The organism is Pseudomonas sp. BP01 (assembly GCF_022760795.1).
GTDB classification, from domain to species: Bacteria; Pseudomonadota; Gammaproteobacteria; order Pseudomonadales; family Pseudomonadaceae; genus Aquipseudomonas; species Aquipseudomonas putida_Q.
This window is the reverse complement of record NZ_JAFBKA010000008.1, coordinates 97,648-118,678: the sequence shown is the minus strand read 5'-3', so window position 1 is coordinate 118,678 and position 21,031 is coordinate 97,648. Positions and strand designations below refer to the sequence as shown.

Annotated in this window: 19 protein-coding genes; 16 read left to right on the top strand and 3 right to left on the bottom strand. The window is 63.8% G+C overall.

The features are described 5' to 3' along the window. The first annotated feature begins 7 nt into the window (after positions 1–7). From JOY50_RS09700 to JOY50_RS09660, 9 genes are all read left to right on the top strand, one after another. Positions 8–1,012, top strand: a complete 1,005-nt coding sequence (locus JOY50_RS09700; protein WP_016395343.1) for an aspartate carbamoyltransferase catalytic subunit — start codon at positions 8–10, stop codon at positions 1,010–1,012. Beyond that, positions 1,009–2,280: a dihydroorotase gene (locus tag JOY50_RS09695; RefSeq protein WP_132845168.1), complete on the top strand. Its 1,272-nt coding sequence runs from the start codon at positions 1,009–1,011 to the stop codon at positions 2,278–2,280. Before JOY50_RS09700 ends, JOY50_RS09695 begins: the two co-directional genes overlap by 4 nt. Positions 2,281–2,492: 212 nt before the next feature. Continuing rightward, positions 2,493–3,023: an ATP-dependent protease subunit HslV gene (gene hslV, locus JOY50_RS09690; RefSeq protein WP_019471564.1), complete on the top strand. Its 531-nt coding sequence runs from the start codon at positions 2,493–2,495 to the stop codon at positions 3,021–3,023. Positions 3,024–3,099: 76 nt separating this feature from the next. Further along, a complete protein-coding gene (gene hslU, locus JOY50_RS09685; protein ID WP_019471565.1) occupies positions 3,100–4,443 on the top strand; it encodes an ATP-dependent protease ATPase subunit HslU in 1,344 nt (447 codons plus the stop codon). 188 nt (positions 4,444–4,631) lie between these two features. Beyond that, the gene (locus JOY50_RS09680) at positions 4,632–5,009 is read left to right on the top strand and encodes a gamma-butyrobetaine hydroxylase-like domain-containing protein (protein ID WP_132845171.1); all 378 of its coding nucleotides are present in this window, start codon (positions 4,632–4,634) and stop codon (positions 5,007–5,009) included. Between the two features lie 268 nt (positions 5,010–5,277). After that, positions 5,278–6,957 (top strand): class II poly(R)-hydroxyalkanoic acid synthase, encoded by a 1,680-nt coding sequence (phaC, locus tag JOY50_RS09675; protein WP_132845175.1) that lies wholly within the window; start codon positions 5,278–5,280, stop codon positions 6,955–6,957. 62 nt (positions 6,958–7,019) lie between these two features. Beyond that, positions 7,020–7,871: a poly(3-hydroxyalkanoate) depolymerase gene (gene phaZ, locus JOY50_RS09670; RefSeq protein WP_016489552.1), complete on the top strand. Its 852-nt coding sequence runs from the start codon at positions 7,020–7,022 to the stop codon at positions 7,869–7,871. Positions 7,872–7,913: 42 nt separating this feature from the next. Next, on the top strand, positions 7,914–9,596 hold the full coding sequence (gene phaC / locus JOY50_RS09665; protein ID WP_138736316.1) for a class II poly(R)-hydroxyalkanoic acid synthase: 1,683 nt from the start codon (positions 7,914–7,916) through the stop codon (positions 9,594–9,596). A 13-nt stretch (positions 9,597–9,609) separates the two neighbouring features. After that, positions 9,610–10,224, top strand: a complete 615-nt coding sequence (locus JOY50_RS09660; protein WP_016712425.1) for a TetR/AcrR family transcriptional regulator — start codon at positions 9,610–9,612, stop codon at positions 10,222–10,224. A gap of 121 nt (positions 10,225–10,345) precedes the next feature. Here JOY50_RS09660 and JOY50_RS09655 read toward each other — a convergent pair whose 3' ends face one another. Further along, the gene (locus JOY50_RS09655) at positions 10,346–11,131 is read right to left on the bottom strand and encodes a phasin family protein (protein WP_132845181.1); all 786 of its coding nucleotides are present in this window, start codon (positions 11,129–11,131) and stop codon (positions 10,346–10,348) included. Positions 11,132–11,141: 10 nt separating this feature from the next. Then, the gene (locus JOY50_RS09650; protein WP_019472593.1) at positions 11,142–11,561 is read right to left on the bottom strand and encodes a phasin family protein; all 420 of its coding nucleotides are present in this window, start codon (positions 11,559–11,561) and stop codon (positions 11,142–11,144) included. Positions 11,562–11,786: 225 nt separating this feature from the next. On the opposite strand from JOY50_RS09650, the gene JOY50_RS09645 reads away from it, so the two are divergent. After that, entirely contained in the window at positions 11,787–16,505 is a 4,719-nt protein-coding gene (locus JOY50_RS09645; RefSeq protein ID WP_243055134.1) for a DUF6543 domain-containing protein, read from the top strand. A gap of 12 nt (positions 16,506–16,517) precedes the next feature. On the opposite strand, the gene JOY50_RS09640 is transcribed toward JOY50_RS09645, so the two are convergent. Further along, positions 16,518–16,793: a polyhydroxyalkanoic acid system family protein gene (locus JOY50_RS09640; RefSeq protein ID WP_019472591.1), complete on the bottom strand. Its 276-nt coding sequence runs from the start codon at positions 16,791–16,793 to the stop codon at positions 16,518–16,520. A gap of 124 nt (positions 16,794–16,917) precedes the next feature. On the opposite strand from JOY50_RS09640, the gene ubiE reads away from it, so the two are divergent. The 6 genes from ubiE (at position 16,918) to JOY50_RS09610 (ending at position 21,030) form a co-directional block, all read left to right on the top strand. Further along, entirely contained in the window at positions 16,918–17,688 is a 771-nt protein-coding gene (ubiE, locus tag JOY50_RS09635) for a bifunctional demethylmenaquinone methyltransferase/2-methoxy-6-polyprenyl-1,4-benzoquinol methylase UbiE (RefSeq protein ID WP_016501988.1), read from the top strand. Next, complete coding sequence (locus tag JOY50_RS09630; protein ID WP_019472590.1) at positions 17,688–18,311, top strand: SCP2 domain-containing protein; 624 nt, start codon at positions 17,688–17,690, stop codon at positions 18,309–18,311. The genes ubiE and JOY50_RS09630 overlap by 1 nt, the downstream gene beginning before the upstream one ends. Next, a complete protein-coding gene (gene ubiB / locus JOY50_RS09625; RefSeq protein ID WP_132845184.1) occupies positions 18,308–19,930 on the top strand; it encodes a ubiquinone biosynthesis regulatory protein kinase UbiB in 1,623 nt (540 codons plus the stop codon). The genes JOY50_RS09630 and ubiB overlap by 4 nt, the downstream gene beginning before the upstream one ends. Before the next feature lie 72 nt (positions 19,931–20,002). After that, a complete protein-coding gene (gene hisI, locus JOY50_RS09620) occupies positions 20,003–20,395 on the top strand; it encodes a phosphoribosyl-AMP cyclohydrolase (RefSeq protein ID WP_019472588.1) in 393 nt (130 codons plus the stop codon). Position 20,396: 1 nt separating this feature from the next. Next, entirely contained in the window at positions 20,397–20,732 is a 336-nt protein-coding gene (locus JOY50_RS09615) for a phosphoribosyl-ATP diphosphatase (RefSeq protein ID WP_016489563.1), read from the top strand. A gap of 25 nt (positions 20,733–20,757) precedes the next feature. Continuing rightward, a complete protein-coding gene (locus tag JOY50_RS09610; RefSeq protein ID WP_016489564.1) occupies positions 20,758–21,030 on the top strand; it encodes a twin-arginine translocase TatA/TatE family subunit in 273 nt (90 codons plus the stop codon). Position 21,031: the final 1 nt, after the last annotated feature.

The following is a 21,031-nucleotide window of genomic DNA, read 5'->3' as shown; positions in this document are numbered from 1 at the left end:
CCCCGCGATGACGCCAATCGACGCCAAGCGCCCGCTGCAGCTCAATGATCAGGGCCAGCTGCGCCATTTCCTCTCGCTCGACGGTTTGCCCCGCGAACTGCTCACCGAGATCCTCGACACCGCCGACTCCTTCCTGGAAGTCGGTGCCCGGGCCGTGAAGAAAGTCCCGTTGCTGCGCGGCAAGACCGTGTGCAACGTGTTCTTCGAGAACTCGACCCGCACCCGCACCACCTTCGAACTGGCGGCCCAGCGCCTGTCGGCCGACGTGATCAGCCTGAACGTGTCGACCTCCTCGACCAGCAAGGGCGAGACGCTGTTCGACACCCTGCGCAACCTCGAGGCCATGGCGGCCGACATGTTCGTGGTGCGCCATTCCGACTCCGGCGCCGCACACTTCATCGCCGAGCACGTGTGCCCGGACGTCGCCGTGATCAACGGCGGTGACGGCCGCCACGCGCACCCGACCCAAGGCATGCTCGACATGCTCACCATTCGCCGCCACAAGGGCAGCTTCGAGAACCTCTCGGTGGCCATCGTCGGCGACATCCTGCACTCACGCGTGGCCCGCTCCGACATGCTGGCGCTCAAAGCGCTGGGCTGCCCGGACATCCGCGTGATCGGCCCGAAAACCCTGATCCCGATCGGCATCGAGCAGTACGGCGTGAAGGTCTACACCGACCTGGCCGAAGGCCTGAAGGATGTCGACGTAGTGATAATGCTACGCCTGCAGCGTGAGCGCATGGCCGGCGGCCTGCTGCCTAGCGAAGGCGAGTTCTACCGCCTGTTCGGCCTGACCACCGCGCGCCTGGCCGGGGCTAAGCCTGACGCCATCGTCATGCACCCGGGCCCGATCAACCGTGGTGTGGAAATCGAGTCGGCGGTGGCCGACGGCAAGCACTCGGTGATCCTCAACCAGGTCACCTACGGCATCGCCGTGCGCATGGCCGTGCTGTCCATGGCCATGAGCGGGCAAAACGCGCAACGTCAACTCGACCAGGAGAACGCCCAGTGACCATCAGTATTCTTGGCGCCCGGGTCATCGATCCCAAGACCGGCCTGGACCAGGTGACCGACCTGCACCTGGACGGTGGCCGCATTGCCGCGATCGGCGCGGCGCCGGCCGGTTTCAGCGCCAGCCGCACGATCCAGGCCGATGGCCTGGTTGCCGCACCGGGCCTGGTCGACCTGGGCGTGTCCCTGCGCGAGCCGGGTTACAGCCGCAAGGGCAACATCGCCAGTGAAACCCGCGCTGCCGTGGCCGGCGGTGTCACCAGCCTGTGCTGCCCGCCGCAGACCAAGCCGGTGCTGGACACCTCGGCGGTGGCCGAGCTGATCCTGGACCGCGCCCGTGAGGCGGCCAACAGCAAGGTGTACCCAGTCGGTGCCCTGACCAAAGGCCTTGAAGGCGAGCAACTGGCCGAGCTGGTAGCCCTGCGCGACACCGGTTGCGTGGCCTTCGGCAACGGCCTGAAACAAATCCCCAACAACCGTACCCTGGCCCGCGCCCTGGAGTACGCCGCCACCTTCGACCTGACCGTGGTGTTCCACTCCCAGGACCGCGACCTGGCCCACGGCGGCCTGGCCCATGAAGGTGCCATGGCCAGCTTCCTCGGCCTGCCGGGCATTCCGGAAACCGCCGAAACCGTGGCCCTGGCGCGCAACCTGCTGCTGGTGGAACAGACCGGCGTGCGTGCGCACTTCACCCAGATCACCAGCGCCCGGGGCGCACAGCTGATTGCCCAGGCGCAGGAACTCGGCCTGCCGGTGACCGCCGATGTGGCGCTGTACCAGCTGATACTCACCGATGAGTCGCTGCGCGAGTTTTCCAGCCTGTATCACGTGCAGCCACCGCTGCGCACTGCCAAGGACCGTGATGGCCTGCGCGCCGCAGTAAAATCGGGGGTGATCCAGGCGATTTCCAGCCATCACCAGCCGCATGAACGCGACGCCAAGCTTGCCCCGTTCGGCGCCACCGAGCCGGGCATCAGCAGCGTCGAGTTGCTGCTGCCACTGGCCATGACCCTGGTGCAAGACGGCCTGCTCGAGCTGCCGACCTTGCTCGCCCGCCTGAGCAGCGGCCCGGCTGCCGCCCTGCGCCTGCCGGCCGGTGAGCTGAAAGTGGGTGGTGCGGCCGACCTGGTGCTGTTCGACCCGCAAGCCTCCACCGTTGCCGGCGAGCAGTGGTTCTCGCGGGGTGAGAACTGCCCGTTCATCGGCCACTGCCTGCCGGGTGCGGTGCGTTATACCTTGGTCGATGGGCACGTCTGCCACGAGGCCTGAGTAACCCTCACAGGCCCCATCGCCGGCAAGCCAGCTCCTACAGGAAATCACCGCCTTCAAGGCCTGTGATGACCTGTGGGAGCTGGCTTGCCGGCGATGAGGCCTGTGCAGGAGAGCACCAACCATTCATCCCCCACGGTTGAAATCTTTCCCCCCACCCCCATATGAGTCTGCATCAGGCACTTTCGCCCCGCTGCGTGGAGACTCTCCCCTTGACCACCATCGTTTCTGTCCGCCGTAACGGCAAAGTCGTCATGGGCGGCGACGGCCAGGTTTCCCTCGGCAACACCGTGATGAAAGGCAACGCCAAGAAAGTGCGCCGCCTGTACCACGGCCAGGTCATCGCCGGCTTTGCTGGTGCCACAGCCGATGCTTTCACCCTGTTCGAGCGCTTCGAAAGCCAGCTGGAAAAACACCAGGGCCACCTGGTCCGTGCCGCCGTGGAGCTGGCCAAGGAATGGCGTACCGACCGTTCCCTGAGCCGCCTGGAGGCCATGCTGGCCGTGGCCAACAAGGATGCCTCCCTGATCATCACCGGCAACGGTGACGTGGTCGAACCCGAAGACGGCCTGATCGCCATGGGTTCCGGCGGCGCCTACGCCCAGGCCGCAGCCCGCGCCCTGCTGAACAAGACCGACCTTTCGGCCCGTGAAATCGCTGAAACTGCCCTGAACATCGCCGGCGACATCTGCGTGTTCACCAACCACAACCTGACCATCGAGGAGCAGGACCTGGCCGACTGATTCAGTTGCTTTGGCGCCTCTTCCTGGTGAAGGGGCTTTTCCACGCTGACTCATCTGCCCCAGGACCCTATTGATCATGTCCATGACCCCCCGCGAGATCGTCCACGAACTCAACCGCCACATCATCGGCCAGGACGACGCCAAGCGCGCCGTGGCCATTGCCCTGCGCAACCGCTGGCGCCGGATGCAGCTGCCTGCCGAGCTGCGTGCCGAAGTGACTCCGAAGAACATCCTGATGATCGGCCCTACCGGCGTCGGCAAGACCGAAATCGCCCGTCGCCTGGCCAAGCTGGCCAACGCGCCGTTCCTCAAGGTCGAAGCCACCAAGTTCACCGAAGTGGGCTACGTGGGCCGCGACGTCGAGTCGATCATTCGTGACCTGGCCGATGCCGCGCTGAAGATGCTGCGCGAGCAGGAGATCATCCGCGTGCGCCACCGCGCCGAGGACGCCGCTGAAGACCGTATCCTCGATGCTCTGCTGCCGCAGGCGCGGGTCAGCAGCTTCTCGGAAGAAGCCGCGCAGACCAGCAGCGATTCCAACACCCGCCAGCTGTTCCGCAAGCGCCTGCGTGAAGGCCAGCTGGACGACAAGGAAATCGAAATCGAAGTGGCCGATGCCGTGGGCGTCGAAATTGCCGCGCCGCCTGGCATGGAAGAGATGACCAACCAGCTGCAGAGCCTGTTTGCCAACATGGGCAAAGGCAAGCGCAAGGCGCGCAAGCTGAAGGTGAAAGAAGCGCTGAAGATGGTTCGCGACGAAGAAGCGGGCCGCCTGGTCAACGAGGAAGAGCTCAAGGCCAAGGCCCTGGAAGCGGTCGAGCAGCACGGCATCGTGTTCATCGACGAAATCGACAAGGTTGCCAAGCGTGGCAACGTTGGCGGTGCCGATGTGTCCCGTGAAGGTGTGCAGCGCGACCTGCTGCCGCTGATCGAAGGCTGCACCGTCAACACCAAGCTGGGCATGGTCAAGACTGACCACATCCTGTTCATTGCTTCGGGTGCGTTCCACCTGAGCAAGCCAAGCGACCTGGTGCCAGAGCTGCAGGGCCGCCTGCCGATCCGTGTGGAACTCAAGGCACTGACCCCGGAAGATTTCGAGCGCATCCTGCAAGAGCCGCACGCTTCGCTGACCGAGCAATACCAGGCCCTGCTGAAGACCGAAGGCCTGAACATCGAGTTCATCGCCGATGGCATCAAGCGCCTGGCCGAAATTGCCTACCAGGTAAACGAAAAGACCGAGAACATCGGTGCCCGCCGCCTGCACACCCTGCTTGAGCGTTTGCTCGAAGAGGTGTCGTTCAGCGCTGGCGACCTGGCCAGCGCCCATGATGAAACGCCAATCCAGATCGACGCTGCGTATGTGAACAGCCACCTGGGTGAACTGGCGCAGAACGAAGACCTGTCGCGTTACATCCTGTAAGACCGCAGGGGGCCGCTGTGCGGCCCTTTCGCCGGCAAGCCAGCTCCCACAGGATTAACACAATCCTGAATGCTGTGGAGCACCTGTGGCAGCTGGCTTGCCGGCGATTGGGCTGCAAAGCAGCCCCCTTGCACAATCCCCAGAATGTCCCGAAGCTGTGCATCATCAGCTCCCGAGAGATTCTGCCCATGGCCCGCCTGCCCACCGCCATCAACCTGCACAAAGCCTCGAAAACCCTGAGCCTCACCTACGCCCCCGGCGAGGTCTACCACCTGCCCGCCGAACTCCTGCGCGTGCACTCCCCCTCCGCCGAGGTCCAGGGCCACGGCAACCCTATCCTGCAGTTCGGCAAGATCAACGTCGGCCTGGTCGGCCTGGAACCTGCCGGCCAATATGCACTGAAACTGACCTTCGACGACGGCCATGACAGCGGCCTGTTCACCTGGGAATACCTGGAACAGCTGTGCCTGCGCCAGGAACAGCTGTGGGCCGACTACCTCGACGAGTTGCACAAGGCCGGAAAATCCCGCGACCCGGCCGAATCGGTTGTGAAACTCATGCTCTAGCGCAAGGCCTGCAGGGTTTAGAGCGCATTTTCTAAATTCATCTGTTTGAATGACTTGCAGACAGCCCAGTGAAGGGCTGTCTTGCGCATTACATGAAAGTCGGGTAACCAATGGGTGTGGCAAGTTCCCTGCATCATTTTTGCAGGCAGTCAGAACCCCGCAGCACCGCTGTTCCTTATCACTGGTCACCCGAGTAGCAGTACCGGGCTCAGGGCTGTGCGCTTGTCACAGCAACCGGTACTCGTCTCAGGACAACGGAGCGTCGTAGATGAGTAACAAGAACAACGATGAGCTGCAGCGGCAGGCCTCGGAACACACCCTGGGGCTGAACCCGGTCATCGGCATTCGCCGCAAGGACCTGTTGAGCTCGGCACGCACCGTGCTGCGCCAGGCCGTGCGCCAACCGCTGCACAGCGCAAAGCATGTGGCCCACTTTGGCCTGGAGCTGAAAAACGTGCTGCTGGGCAAATCCAGCCTGGCCCCGGAAAGCGACGACCGCCGTTTCAACGACCCGGCCTGGAGCAACAACCCGCTGTACCGCCGCTACCTGCAAACCTACCTGGCCTGGCGCAACGAGTTGCAGGACTGGATCGGCAACAGCGACCTGCCATCCCAGGACATCAGCCGCGGCCAGTTCGTCATCAACCTGATGACCGAAGCCATGGCGCCGACCAATACCTTGTCCAACCCGGCAGCGGTCAAACGCTTCTTCGAAACCGGCGGCAAGAGCCTGCTCGATGGCCTGTCCAACCTGGCCAAGGACATGGTCAACAACGGCGGCATGCCCAGCCAGGTGAACATGGACGCCTTCGAAGTGGGCAAGAACCTGGGCACCAGCGAGGGCGCGGTGGTGTACCGCAACGATGTGCTGGAGCTGATCCAGTACAGCCCCATCACCGAACAGGTGCATGCCCGCCCGCTGCTGGTGGTGCCACCGCAGATCAACAAGTTCTACGTGTTCGACCTCAGCCCGGAAAAGAGCCTGGCGCGCTACTGCCTGCGCTCGCAGCAGCAAACCTTCATCATCAGCTGGCGCAACCCGACCAAGGCCCAGCGTGAATGGGGCCTGTCCACCTACATCGATGCGCTCAAGGAAGCCGTCGACGCGGTGCTGGCGATTACCGGCAGCAAAGACCTGAACATGCTCGGCGCCTGCTCTGGTGGCATCACCTGTACTGCGCTGGTGGGCCACTATGCCGCCGTTGGCGAAAACAAGGTCAATGCCCTGACCCTGCTGGTCAGTGTGCTGGACACCACCATGGACAACCAGGTCGCCTTGTTCGTCGATGAGCAGACCCTGGAAAGCGCCAAGCGCCACTCCTACCAGGCTGGGGTGCTGGAAGGCAGCGAAATGGCCAAGGTGTTCGCCTGGATGCGCCCCAACGACCTGATCTGGAACTACTGGGTCAACAACTACCTGCTCGGCAACGAGCCGCCGGTGTTCGACATCCTGTTCTGGAACAACGACACCACGCGCCTGCCGGCCGCCTTCCACGGCGACCTGATCGAAATGTTCAAGAGCAACCCGCTGATCCGCCCGGATGCACTGGAAGTGTGCGGCACACCCATCGACCTGAAGAATGTGCACTGCGACATCTTCAGCGTTGCCGGTACCGCCGACCACATCACCCCGTGGCAATCGTGCTACCGCTCGGCGCACCTGTTCGGCGGCAAGATCGAGTTCGTGCTGTCCAACAGCGGCCACATCCAAAGCATCCTCAACCCGCCAGGCAACCCCAAGGCGCGCTTCATGACCGGCGCCGATCGCCCGGGTGACCCGGTGGCCTGGCAGGAAAACGCCACCAAGCACGCCGACTCCTGGTGGCTGCACTGGCAGAGCTGGCTGAGCGAACGTGCCGGGGAGCTGAAAAAAGCGCCAACCCGCCTGGGCAACCGCGCCTATGCCGCTGGCGAAGCCGCCCCAGGCACCTACGTTCACGAGCGCTGAGTTGCGTTGCCGTGGCCGCCATGAGCGCGCCACGGCGCTTTTTTCACGACAGAGTCGAACGCATGCCGGAACCCTACATCTTCAGGACCGTCGAACTGGACGACCAGTCCATTCGCACCGCCGTGCGCCCGGGCAAGCCGCACCTGACCCCGTTGCTGATCTTCAACGGCATCGGTGCCAACCTGGAGCTGGTGTTCCCGTTCATCGAGGCGCTGGACCCGGACCTGGAGGTCATCGCCTTCGATGTGCCCGGTGTAGGGGGGTCATCCACCCCGCGTCACCCCTATCGCTTTCCTGGCCTGGCCAAGCTCACGGCGCGCATGCTCGATTACCTGGACTACGGCCAGGTCAACGCCATCGGCGTGTCCTGGGGCGGCGCCCTGGCCCAGCAGTTTGCCCACGACTACCCGGAACGCTGCAAGAAACTGGTGCTGGCCGCCACTGCCGCCGGCGCGGTAATGGTGCCGGGCAAGCCCAAGGTGTTGTGGATGATGGCCAGCCCAAGGCGCTACGTGCAGCCTTCCCATGTAATCCGCATTGCCCCGCTGATCTACGGCGGCGCCTTCCGCCGCGACCCGGACCTGGCCATGCACCATGCGTCCAAGGTGCGCTCAGGCGGCAAGCTGGGCTACTACTGGCAGCTGTTCGCCGGCCTGGGCTGGACCAGCATCCACTGGCTGCACAAGATCCACCAGCCGACGCTGGTGCTGGCCGGTGACGACGACCCGCTGATTCCGCTGGTCAACATGCGCCTGCTGGCCTGGCGGATTCCCAATGCCCAGCTACACATAATCGACGATGGCCACCTGTTCCTGATTACCCGGGCCGAGGCCGTCGCACCGATCATCATGAAGTTTCTCCAGGAAGAACGTCAGCGCGCGGTCATGCACCCGCGCCCCGCCTCTGGCGGTTGATTGTCGCTGCCCAAGCATCGGGTAAGACGAGGGAGTGTTGCCATGACAGACAAACCGGCCAAAGGAACGAAAACGCTCCCCGCCACCAGCATGAATGTGCAAAACGCCATACTCGGCCTGCGTGGGCGCGACCTGGTGTCGACCCTGCGCCGGGTTGGCCGCCACGGTTTGACCAACCCGCTGCACACTGCGCGGCACCTGTTGGCGCTCGGGGGCCAGCTGGGCCGTGTGATGCTGGGCGACACACCCTACCAGCCCAACCCTCGCGACAGCCGCTTCAGCGACCCGACCTGGAGCCAGAACCCGTTTTATCGCCGGGGCCTGCAGGCCTATCTGGCCTGGCAGAAGCAGACGCGCGAGTGGATCGACGAAAGCCACCTGGACGACGATGACCGCGCCCGCGCACATTTTCTGTTCGGCATGATCAATGACGCCCTGGCACCGAGCAACTCGCTGCTCAACCCGCTGGCGGTCAAAGAGCTGTTGAACACGGGCGGGCAAAGCCTGGTGCGGGGCGTGGCCCACTTGCTTGACGACCTGCGCCACAACGACGGCCTGCCGCGCCAGGTGGACGAACGCGCCTTTGAGGTAGGTGGCAGCCTGGCGGCGACGCCCGGCGCGGTGGTGTTTCGCAACGAGCTGCTGGAGTTGATCCAGTACAAGCCGATGAGTGAAAAACAGCACGCCAGGCCCCTGCTGGTGGTACCACCGCAAATCAACAAGTTCTATATCTTCGACATGCAGGCGCACAACAGCTTCGTGCAGTACATGCTCAAGAACGGCCTGCAGGTGTTCATGATCAGTTGGCGCAACCCCGACCCGCGCCACCGCGAATGGGGCCTGTCCACGTACGTCCAGGCCCTGGAAGAAGCGCTGAACGCCTGCCGCAGCATCAGCGGCAACCGCGACCCCAACCTGATGGGTGCCTGCGCCGGCGGCCTGACCATGGCTGCGCTGCAGGGCCACCTGAAGGCCAAACATCAGTTGCGCAAGATCCGCAGCGCCACGTACCTGGTCAGCCTGCTCGACAGCAAGTTCGACAGCCCTGCCAGCCTGTTCGCCGACGAGCAGACGGTCGAGGCCGCCAAGCGCCGCTCCTATCAACGGGGTGTGCTGGACGGCGGCGAGGTGGCGAGGATTTTCGCCTGGATGCGCCCCAACGACCTGATCTGGAACTACTGGGTCAACAACTACCTGCTCGGCAAAGCCCCGCCCGCGTTCGACATTCTCTACTGGAACGCCGACAACACACGCCTGCCGGCAGCACTGCACGGCGACTTGCTGGACTTTTTCAAGCACAACCCGCTCACCCACCCGGCAGGCCTCGAGGTGTGCGGCACGCCCATCGACCTCAAGCAGGTCGACCTGGACAGTTTTACCGTGGCCGGCAGCAACGATCACATCACCCCGTGGGACGCCGTGTATCGCTCGGCCCTGCTGCTCGGTGGCGACCGGCGTTTCGTGCTGGCCAACAGTGGGCATATTCAAAGCATCATCAACCCACCGGGCAACCCAAAGGCCTACTACCTGGAAAACCCCAAGCTTTCGGGGGACCCGCGCGCCTGGTTCTACGAAGCCAAACGCAGCGACGGCAGCTGGTGGCCCATATGGCTGGAATGGATTACCCCGCGCTCCGGCCCGCTCAAGGCGCCCCGTACCGAGTTGGGCAACAGTGCCTACCCACCGCTCGGCCCAGCGCCAGGCACCTATGTCCTGACCCGATGAGCCCGACCACTGGATGAAGACCCGCGACCGTATCCTCGAATGCGCCCTGCAGCTGTTCAACCAGCAGGGCGAACCGAACGTATCCACCCTGGAGATCGCCAACGAACTGGGCATCAGCCCGGGCAACCTGTACTACCACTTCCACGGCAAGGAGCCCTTGGTACTGGGCCTGTTCGAGCGCTTCGAGGAAGCGCTGATGCCCTTGCTTGACCCGCCCCTGGAGGTGCGCCTGGACGCCGAGGACTACTGGCTGTTCCTGCACCTGATCGTCGAGCACATGGCCCAGTACCGCTTTCTGTTCCAGGACCTGTCCAACCTCACCGGCCGCCTGCCCAAGCTGGCACGCGGCATGCGCAGCCTGATCAATGCACTCAAACGGACGCTGGCAGCGTTGCTGGCCAGCCTCAAGGGCCAGGGGCTGGTAGAGAGTGAAACCCAGGCACTGGGGCAACTGGTGGAGCAGATCACCCTGACGCTGATGTTCTCGCTGGATTACCAGCGTGTGCTGGGGCGCGAGGGGGATGTGGGGATTGTGGTGTACCAGGTGATGATGCTGGTGGCGCCGCACCTGCAGGCTCAGGCGCGGGCGGCGGCGGAGCAGTTGGCGGTGCGCTACCTGGAAGGGTAGGCCTATTGATTCGGCGCTGGGGCCTTCGCGGGCATGCCCGCTCCCACAGGGCCGGCGCTGACCTGCTGATCGGCGCTGAACCTGTGGGAGCGGGCAAGCCCGCGAAGAGGGCGACGCGGTATCAGATCAAGGTACCGGTGCCGTTTGGTGCCGACGGTGCGCTGCTGGCCGGGGCGGCAGCAGGTGCCGGTGCTGCGGTAGCGGCCGGGGCGGCGCTGGCCGCTGGGGCTGCAGGTTTGGCGGCTGCCGGTTTGGCCGGTGCTTTCTTCACCGCAGGTTTCTTCGCTGCCGCTGGCTTGGCTGCTGCTGATTTTGCCGCTGGCTTGGCAGCTGCAGGTTTGGCCGCAGGCTTTGCAGCAGGTTTGGCTGCTGCCGTTTTAGCAGCAGGTTTGGCCGCCGTTTTAGCAGCAGGCTTGGCCGCTGCTGCCTTGGCCAGTGGCTTGGCCGCTGCCTTGCTCGCAGCCGGCTTGGCCGCCGCAGCGCGCGACGAAATCGGCGTAACCGAAGCACCGGTCAGTTTCTCGATCTGCTTGGTCAGGCTGTCCACCTGCTGGTGCAGGGCCTTGATCTCGTTGCGGCTTGGCACGCCCAGGCGTGAGATGGCGCTGTTCAGGCGCTTGTCGAAGGCCTCTTCGAGTTCGCCCCACTTGCCCAGCGCACGGTCCTTCACGCCAGACACGCGCGAGGTGGTCGACGACTTGGCGGATTCGGCTGCTTCTTCAGCCGTCTTCTTCGCCTGCTTCTCGGCCTTCTCGCCATCTTTCACCAGCGAGTCGAACAGCTTGGGGCCGTCCTGGTCGACTTTCGAATAGATACCCAGCCCCGCCAGCCAGATCTTGCGGGAGTACTTCTCGATCCCGCCGATCCAGGAGCTGCTTTCTTTATCGGAATTCTTCTTGCCAGCCATCCTGCTCTCCTTATGGTTTGTGCGCGACGCGCTCAAGCAGCTCGTGCAGCTGTTCAAGCTTGACCGACAACGCCTCAACGTCATGTTTAGACGGAATGCCGAGGCGATTCAAGGCGCGCCCTACCCGTGCGTCGAAAGCTTTTTCGATCTTGTCGAGTTGAATTTCCACCTTGCCGCGTACGCGGCTGACTTCTTCAGCGGCTTCGTCGATCTGGTGGTTGGCAGCATCGAGCTCTTGATCGATGCGTTTCTTGCCACGCTTCTCGACGCCTTCGCCGGCCTTCACCAGCTCCTGGAAGTAGTCGGAGCCTTCCTGGCCGACCCGCGCATAGGCGCCGATGCCAGCCAGCCAGATCTTGCGTGCATAACCGCGGACTTCACCCAAGGTGCTCTGGGCGTCATCCTTTTTCTTCACATTCACTTTGGCCATGCTCTGTACCTCATGCTCATGAGTGGAGGAGGAACCGCCCATGGAGGTTGGGCTTGAGCATAAGGTAATGAGCCAAATTAGAATCTTCACCCTAGGCTTTGCAGGCAAAGCGCCTGCGCACCGATCAGGCTGCCTTGAAAACAGCCATGCGTTTACCTATCTACCACCGCCCGCCTGGCGGCGCCAGCCAGCATCGGCCTCTTTAGACCACAGAGCGCCGCTGCCATGCCCGACTCGCTTCCCACTCCCCTCAACTCGTTCAGACAGCAGGTAGCTGCCCACTTTGCCGATCGCCCCAGCTTGCGCAGCGTCACGGCCCGCGCCGCCTTCGAGGCACTGACAGACCGTTATCCCTGGATCCGCACCAATCACCCCAGGCTGCAATCGCTTGAGGGGATGACCATCTTGCATGCGCCGACAGGCGATGGCGCGGCGCGGCAAAGTGATCTGCTCGACACGCTGCTTGCGCACTTCCTTGACGGCACTGGCCTGTCGTTTGCCGCCAGCGACCAGTTCAGCCTGGCGCCGCCCGCGATTTTTCGCCCGCAGCCGCAAGCGCCCACCGTCGACCTGCGTATGGGTGTTGTAGGCCAGGCGTTCGACGACATGCTGACAACCCTCACCGAGTCGTTTCAGCAAGCGCAGGTGAGTTTCTGGAATGGCTGCGAAGGCGACTCGGGTGTGTCCCGGTTGCGCTGGCTGGAGCAGATGATCAAGGCTGCGTTGCTCAGTACGCTTGAACGCCAGGGCCTGTGCGAAGACGCCAAACGCCTGCTGTACGGCTGGGTCGCCGAAGACAGCAGCACACCCGCCCTGCAAGGTCTGCAAGTGTCACTGCAAAAGGGCGGCGACGCGCATCATCTGGTATCGGCGGACCTGCTCATGATCGCGGAGCGCGACGAGGACAGCCTGGTGCTCTGGTGCCAGCCTTCAGGTACCGTCCGCAGCTTCAACGATGCGCCCGCCTTTGCCCTGGCCCTGCGCGACGAACTGGCCGACCAGCATGATTTCGACACGCTGTCCTGGGCCTGTACGCCGGTGCAGGGGGACGCTTTCCGCTACCAGGCCGGCCAGTTGCTCAACGGCGCCTTGCAGGGCATCGAACGCGTCCAGTTATGCTCGATCACGCAGGTGAGCGAACTTGAGCGCCTTTACAACCAGCTCTGCGACCCCTCCCTGGCGTTCCCGGAACACACCTGCATCGACCGGCAGGCGCCGGCCATCCCCCTGCCGGCCTGGCTTGCCAAGGCCAGCGCCAGTGACCGCTTCGACTACCATCGGGCAATGCTGGCGCTGGCAGCGCGCCAGGCGCTGGCAACTGGCACGACAGCGCCGGACGACTTCGAGGACCTGCAGCAGTACACCACCCGACGCCTGCGCGAGCAGATGACCGCAGACCACCCCGGCAAGGCAGTGCCGGCCTCCGACCAACTGCTGATCTCGATTTCGCAAGTGGTCGAGATATCGTCCCTCGGGCCCGCGCGCCTGGAGCCGCTCAAGACCGTCTCCCTGACCGAGCTGGCCATCTCGCGCCTGCAACCAGCCCAGCATGAAGTGGCCACTGCAGTCACTGCAGCCGGCTCGCAACCCGTCGAAGGCTGGCTGAACCTGGATTACATCAATCGGCTGGTAGCCACGCTGGATGTGGGGGGCCAATATCCCCTGTACATCCACCAAAAGCTGCAGGACCCGGTTGGCCGTGACCAGCGTATCCAGCGCTTTGCCGGTGAATGGCGCAGCAGCCTGTTGCTGGACGCCCTCCAGGCCAGGATCGTGGGGCACTTGAGCGAGCAGGCCTGCCAGGCATTGATGCTGTTCTGCCGCAACACGACAACGGCCACGGGGCCAGTCAGGGTTGCCCCGCTGGCCTTCCACTGCGTACGGGGCGCCACCCGTGCCAACCGGGTGCACGGCATGTTCGTGATCCTGGTCGAGCAGCCACGCACCTGGATACTCTATCGCCCGCTGGCCGCGCGCCGCAGATTGCGGGTGTACAGCAGCGAAGCGCTGTTGATGGCCGATGTCCGCGCTGCCGGCGAATTGCAACAAAGCATCCTGGCCTGGCTGGATGACGCTGACCGCCCAATTTACGACAACGGTGGTTTCACCCGGCCCCACCTGCACCCGCAGCTGTCCGAACTGGCCGACTTGTTGGGGGCGGGCGCGGTGCTGACCGAGCACACCCTGGCGCAGATGCGTGCGCCGGCCACCCTGGCCTTCGCTGCGTGGTCGGATGATCTGCACACCCAACTGCTTCAAGCCCATGCCGAGGCGATGGTGCTGCTGGCGTCGCGCCAGAGCGTCTCCAATGCCCAGCTGCGCTGGGCCATGGTGGTGCAACTTGGCTGGATGGTGTTCAACACGGTCACAGCGCTGCTGCGCGGGCCTGCGGCCACGGTGATCTGGTTGGTCGCCACCGTGGTCAGCCTGAAAACCGACCTGTCGGCGCTGGCCAAGGGCAGCCCCGAAGAGAAGGTGTTGGCCGCCTCCGACCTGTTGTCCAACATCGCCATGCTGCTGGTCCACGTTCATACCACGGCGCTGCCGCAGCGGGTGCAGCCGGAAAAGAATGAGCTGTACCTCGGTGGCCCATCGCCACGCCAGGCCGGCAGCGCGGCGCGACAAGAACAGCCCCAGGCCAGGGCCTGGCAAGACCCGTCCCAGCTGCCTGGGCCCAGCCCCTGCAAGGTAAGCGCCTGGGGCAATAACCAACGCATTGGCAACCTCACGAGCACAGCGCGCAATGCCCTGCTCGAACTGCGTGCCAACGTTGACCTGCAAGGGCTGGTAGCACAGCAGCAAGGGCGCCTGCGCGGGCTCTACAAACTCGACGAGCGCTACTACGTGAAGCTCGAAGATAACCCCTACGAGGTTGAACAATCCTACACAGGCGTGCGCATCATCGGCCCCGATACCAGTGCAGGCGACTGGCAGGCGCTTGGCGGTGCCTGGGATGGCTACCACATTGTCGGGCGCGAGCGCAGCAGGGGGCCGTGGCTGGCCCGCTGGAACGGCGAATGGATGATCGACCTGCGGCTGGCGGGCGGCATGCCCAGGTCCCGCAAAGGGGTACTGGATGAAAACCGAGCCACAATCGTTGCCCTGCAGGAAGAGCGAAAACGCAACGACCAGGCGATCCTGAAGAACGAGACCTTCATCGAAAGGTACCTGGAGCTGACCAAACCCTACGACGATGCCGCACAGGCAGCCAGGCGTGCGTTGCGCGAACACCCAGACATCGCCCGCAGCGACCTGCCAGAAACGCTGCAGGAGCAGCTGCATACGCTGAAGAGGATGCGCAACGAGGTCCGGTCGCACTTGCTGATCATCTCGCTGACCTACGAAAAACAGGCCGCCTTGCTGGCCTCGCAGGTCAGGCTGTTTACCCAGATGAGCGAGCCCCGCTTCGCCAGGCTCGACCCACGAAGCACATCGGCACAGGGCCGCAGCAAGTGGGCGGAACAAGCGCTCGACACCGACCTGCATCTGTTCCACCGTTTGCTCGACCTGACCGACTATGACGTCCTCAGGCAGCAGTCGGCACAGCTGGTCAAGTTACCGTTCGGTGAGGAGCAAGGGTTGCTGTACCTTGCCTACCGCGACAACGTGGCAGCGGCGTACACCACGCACAAGCGCGTACTGACGGTAAGTGAGCGCCTGGACCAGAACATCGCGCAGGCCCTGACCGACACCACCCTGCAGTTCAAGGACAAACAGGCCAGGCTCGAAAAGATCATCGGCCAGCGCCATTACTCGACCGTCATCACCCGCGCCCAGGTCATCAGCGACCTGGCCCAGCTGGTGGTGAACAGGGAGCAACTGACCCGCGAAAACTTCGACGAACTGCTGCGTATGCAGGCAGGCCTGCGCAATCGTGACTTCCAGGCGGCATTGCTGAGCCACGATGGCCTGGCGGCGGCGAACCTGCCCGCCGAAGAGCAAGCGGAAATCCTCGGCAATGCCGTACGCGAATACCAGGCTTCGCTTGGCAAGGCCAACTACCTGCTGTCATTGAACGAGCCGGCACTTGATACGGTGCGCCTGGAGCAGTACATCGGCGAGTTGACGACCTTGAAATCTGCGGCCGAGCACGACTTGAGCAACGCCTTGCTCGCCCGCCAAAGCGGCACGCCTGCACAGCCCAGGCAGTTGACCTACCGCGGGCGCCCAGGCAGACGCAAGCTGATTCGCACCGTGCAGGGCAGAACGATCCTGGCCGAACACACCGAGGAGGAGCGCCTGGCAACACAAAGCGACCCTGTCACCCAGCAAACCGTCCAGTACCAGCAGCGTGGCGAGCACTGGGAACCGGTACCCAGCGCCAGCGCCCCACGCAGCAACGCCTACCTTCGTCGCGTCGGTACCAGCCTGCTTGCGCAGAAGGCCGGCAAGCTCGCCCTGGCCGCCCGCTATTCGAAGGAACCCAACAGCCTGGCAGACCTGATGGACTGGCAGATTCAGGACATGGACGACATCGCCCGGCAGTTGGCGGCCGGCCCGGCCGAAGGCCAGGCCCTGGCAGGGCAACTGAACGAGGCGGTCGAGGCGCTGCAGGCTGAAAAGCGCCGGTTGCTTACCGACGCCTACTTCAACACACGGCACCCGGACAGCAAGGCATTGCGCTACCTTCACCAGCAAGGCCAGATAGAGATAACCCTGAGCAAGGCGCGCAAGCAGCTCAAGGCCAATGACTACCTGGACGTCTACAGCATCTTTCGCAAGCAACCCAGGCAGATGCTCTGGGAAGCGCACTTCCACTACACCAGGGCCCAGGCTGCGGCGCGCGCGTTCGCCAAGGGCCATTTGAAGTTCTGGGAACCCCGGGGCATGAGCCGCGAGGAAAAGCTGGAGCGTTCACTCGACCCGGCAGAACGCATCCATATCTACCGGAGCGACCTGCGCCTTGAGCAGATAGAGGGGGTGATCCCGTTCCCACCCGCCTGAAAACCGCGGGTGTCAGGCCAGCGCCTTGTCCAGCGCCCGCTCGATTTCACCCTTGATGGTGCCGCTCATCATCGACAGCATCATGCCCAGCTTCAGTTCCACACGGATGATGTCTTCGCCAATGTGCACGCTGCCGTTTGCGCCGCTGCGTGCCACATCGACCCGGTCACCGTTCCAGGTGGCCTTGAGGTCGTATTCGCGGCTGAGCTTGTCGACCAGCGCTTGCGCCTTGGCGCGGGCAGCATCGCGGCCGAGGGAGTGTTTGCGTTCGACGCTGATCTGGGTCATGCGGGCATTCCTGAAGATGTAGACATAATGAGCATTATGCCCGCCCCTGCCCACTGGCACACCCCGCCAAGACAAATCCGCCCGTTCGCCCTAGAATGGCGGTAATTTTTTCCGGTGAAGCGATATGAACGACCAGCGCAAAGGCGACCACGCCGAACCCACCACCCACTTTGGCTACCAGGACGTACCTGAAAGCCAGAAGGCGAAAAAAGTCGCCGAAGTGTTCCACTCGGTGGCAGCCAAGTACGACCTGATGAACGATGTGCTTTCCGGCGGCATGCACCGTCTGTGGAAGCGCTTTACCATCGAGCTGTCGGGCGTGCGCAGCGGCAACCGGGTGCTGGACATCGCCGGCGGCACCGGTGACCTGGCCGCCAAGTTCTCGCGCCTGGTCGGCCCGACGGGTCAGGTGGTACTGGCCGACATCAACGAGTCGATGCTCAAGGTTGGCCGTGACCGCCTGCTCGACCGTGGCGTGGCCGGCAACATCGAGTTCGTCCAGGCCGACGCCGAAAAACTGCCGTTCCCGGACAACCACTTCGACTGCGTGACCATCGCTTTCGGCCTGCGCAACGTCACCCACAAGGACGAAGCCATCCGTTCGATGCTGCGCGTGCTCAAGCCCGGTGGCCGCCTGCTGATCCTGGAATTCTCCAAACCGACCAGCAAGCTGATGTCCAAGGCCTACGACGCCTACTCGTTCGCCTTCATGCCGCTGGCCGGCAAGCTGATCACCAACGACTCCGAAAGCTACCGTTACCTCGCCGAATCGATCCGCATGCACCCGGACCAGGAAACCCTGAAGAGCATGATGGTCGAGGCCGGTTTCGACCGCGTCACCTACCACAACATGACCAGCGGCATCGTTGCCGTGCACCGGGGGATCAAACCCTGATGTTGCTGGCCGGGCTGCTCGCCAGCGTCGAACATGGCCTGAACCGCGTCCTGCGCATGGACAGCACGGCCCTGCCGCGGCTGGCCGCGCTGGAAGGCAAGGTCATCGAGATCGACTGCCGCCAACCGGCCCTGCAGGTCTTCATCCTGCCCGATGAAGACGGCCTGATGCTCGCCGCCCACTGGGAAGGCGAAGTCGACTGCAGCCTGCGCGCACCGGCCGGCAGCCTGGCGCAACTGGCCTTGGCCAGGGACAAGACCGCCGTACTGCACAGCCCGCAGGTCGAACTGCATGGCGACAGCGCCGTGCTGCTCGACCTGTTTGGCGTGCTGCAGGACCTGGAGCTGGACTGGGAGCACGAACTGCAACGCTGGCTCGGTCCGGTCGCCACGGCGCTGCTGGCAGGCCACATCCGCCTGCGTGCACGCTGGACCCGTCAGGGCCTGGCGCGCTTCAGCCAGAACCTTTCCGAGTACCTGGCCGAAGAGTCCCGCACCCTGGTAGGCAAGCGCGAAGCCGAAGCCGCCTTCAGCGAACTCGATGCCCTGAAGCTCGATACAGAACGCCTCGAGGCGCGCATCAAGCGCCTCTCCCGATCCCTTGATACCAGCGAAAACGCATGAAGCTGCTCGCCGTCCGCCGTCTTTTTCGCATCCAGCGCGTGGTGATTCGCTACCGTCTCGATGACCTGCTGTTCGAACAGCCCTTGCTGCCCTGGTGGCTGGCCAGCCTGCGCCTGCTGATGCCGTGGCGCTGGCTGCCGCGCAAGCCCACCGAGCTCAGCCGTGGCGCGCGCCTGCGCCTGGCGCTGCAGGACCTGGGGCCGATCTTCATCAAGTTCGGGCAGTTGCTGTCCACCCGCCGCGACCTGCTGCCCACCGACATCGCCGACGAGCTGATGCTGCTGCAGGACCGCGTGCCGCCGTTCGACCCGAAACAGGCCGTGGCATTGATTGAAGCGCAGCTGGGCGCGAAGGTTGGCGAGGTGTTCAGCCGCTTCGATGTCGAGCCGCTGGCCTCGGCCTCGGTGGCCCAGGTACACGCCGCACGCCTCAAGACGGGCGAAGAGGTGGTAGTCAAAGTGGTGCGCCCGGGCCTGAAGCCTGTAATCGCCCAAGACCTGGCCTGGTTGTTCCTGATTGCCAAGGCCGCCGAACGCGCCTCGGCCGATGCCCGCCGCCTGCACCCGGTGGAAATCGTCGGTGACTACGAAAAAACCATCTACGACGAGCTCGACCTGCTGCGCGAGGCTGCCAACGCCAGCCAGCTGCGGCGCAATTTCGAAGGCTCCGAGTTGATGTACGTGCCGCAGGTCTACTGGGACCTGTGCCGCCCTAAAGTACTGGTGATGGAACGCATCTACGGCGTACCGGTGACCGACATGGCCACCCTGGCCGACCAGCGTACCGACATGAAGCTGCTGGCCGAGCGAGGCGTAGAGGTATTCTTCACCCAGGTATTCCGCGACAGCTTCTTCCATGCCGACATGCACCCGGGCAACATCTTTGTCAGCACGGTCAAGCCGTGGAGCCCGCAGTACATCGCCATCGACTGCGGCATCGTCGGCAGCCTGACCGCCGAGGACCAGGACTACCTGGCGCGTAACCTGTTTGCCTTCTTCAAGCGTGACTATCGCCGCGTCGCCGAGTTGCACATCGACTCGGGCTGGGTGCCGGCGCACACCAAGGTCAACGAATTCGAAGCGGCGATCCGCACTGTGTGCGAGCCGATCTTCGAAAAACCGTTAAAGGATATTTCCTTCGGCCAGGTGCTGATGCGCCTGTTCCAGACCGCGCGGCGCTTCAACATGGAAGTGCAGCCGCAGCTGGTGCTGCTGCAGAAGACCCTGCTCAACATCGAGGGCCTGGGCCGCCAGCTGTACCCCGACCTGGACCTGTGGAGCACCGCCAAACCCTACCTCGAACGCTGGATGCGCGACCGCTACAGCCCCAAGGCCGTGCTTGGCAACATTCATGGGCAGGTCGAGCAGTTGCCGCACCTGACCAACATGGCCCGCGACCTGCTCGAACGCCTGTCGCAACCGCACCTGCACGATCCGCAAATGCCGGAACGCCGCCGCCAGGGTGACCGCTGGGCCCTGCGCCTGCTGGGCGCCGGCCTGCTCGGTGGCGGCGCGGTGCTGGCTGCTGGCGCTGCCGAGGCCGCCAGCCTGGCCGCCCCAGCAGCCTGGCCGGCCTGGCTGATGCTGGCCGCAGGCCTTTACCTGATCGTGCGCCAATAGCCAGCCGCGCCTGTGGCTGGCACACTAGCGCAAAGGGCCCGATACAGGAGCGGGCCCGCTTTGGAGTCGACGATGAAAGACTGGCTGGACGAGATCAAGTGGAACAGCGATGGCCTGGTACCGGCAATCGCCCAGGACCACAAGACCGGACGCGTGCTGATGATGGCCTGGATGAACCGCGAATCGCTGGCGCTGACCGCCACCGAACAGCGCGCCATTTACTGGTCGCGTTCGCGTGGCAAGCTGTGGCGTAAAGGCGAAGAGTCCGGGCATGTGCAAAAGCTGCATGAGCTGCGTCTGGACTGCGACGCCGACGTGATCATCCTGATGGTCGAGCAACTGGGCCATATCGCCTGTCATACCGGCCGTGAAAGCTGCTTCTACCGCGTCTTTGAAGACGGCCAGTGGAAAATCGTCGACCCGGTCCTGAAGGACCCGGATGCCATCTACAGCGCAGGACACTGACATGAGCGACACCCTCAACCGCCTGGCCGAAGTGCTTGAAGAACGCAAGCAAGCGGCGCCTGACAGCTCCTACGTAGCCAGCCTGTACCACAAGGGCCTGAACAAGATCCTCGAAAAGCTCGGCGAAGAGTCGGTCGAAACGATCATTGCCGCCAAGGACGCTGCCGTCAGCAAGGATTACAGCGATGTCATCTACGAAACCGCCGACCTGTGGTTTCATAGCCTGGTGATGCTCAGCGCGCTGGGCCAGCATCCACAAGCCGTGCTCGACGAGCTGGATCGCCGTTTCGGCTTGTCCGGGCATGATGAAAAGGCCGCTCGACAGCCTTCGGCTTGAGCACAACGCATTCTAGGAGAGCATCATGGGTATTTTTGACTGGAAACACTGGATCGTCCTGCTGGTTGTCGTGGTCCTGGTGTTCGGCACCAAGAAGCTGAAAAACTTCGGCAGTGACCTGGGCGAGTCGATCAAGGGCTTCCGCAAGGCCATGAACGAAGAAGAGACCAAGCCGGCCGAGCAAACGCCGCCGCCTGCCCAGCCTGTGCCGCCGGTGCAAAACACTGCCCAGCCGCAACAAGGCCACACCATCGAAGGCCAGGCCCAACCGGTCCAAGAGCCGCAACGGAAAGACTGAC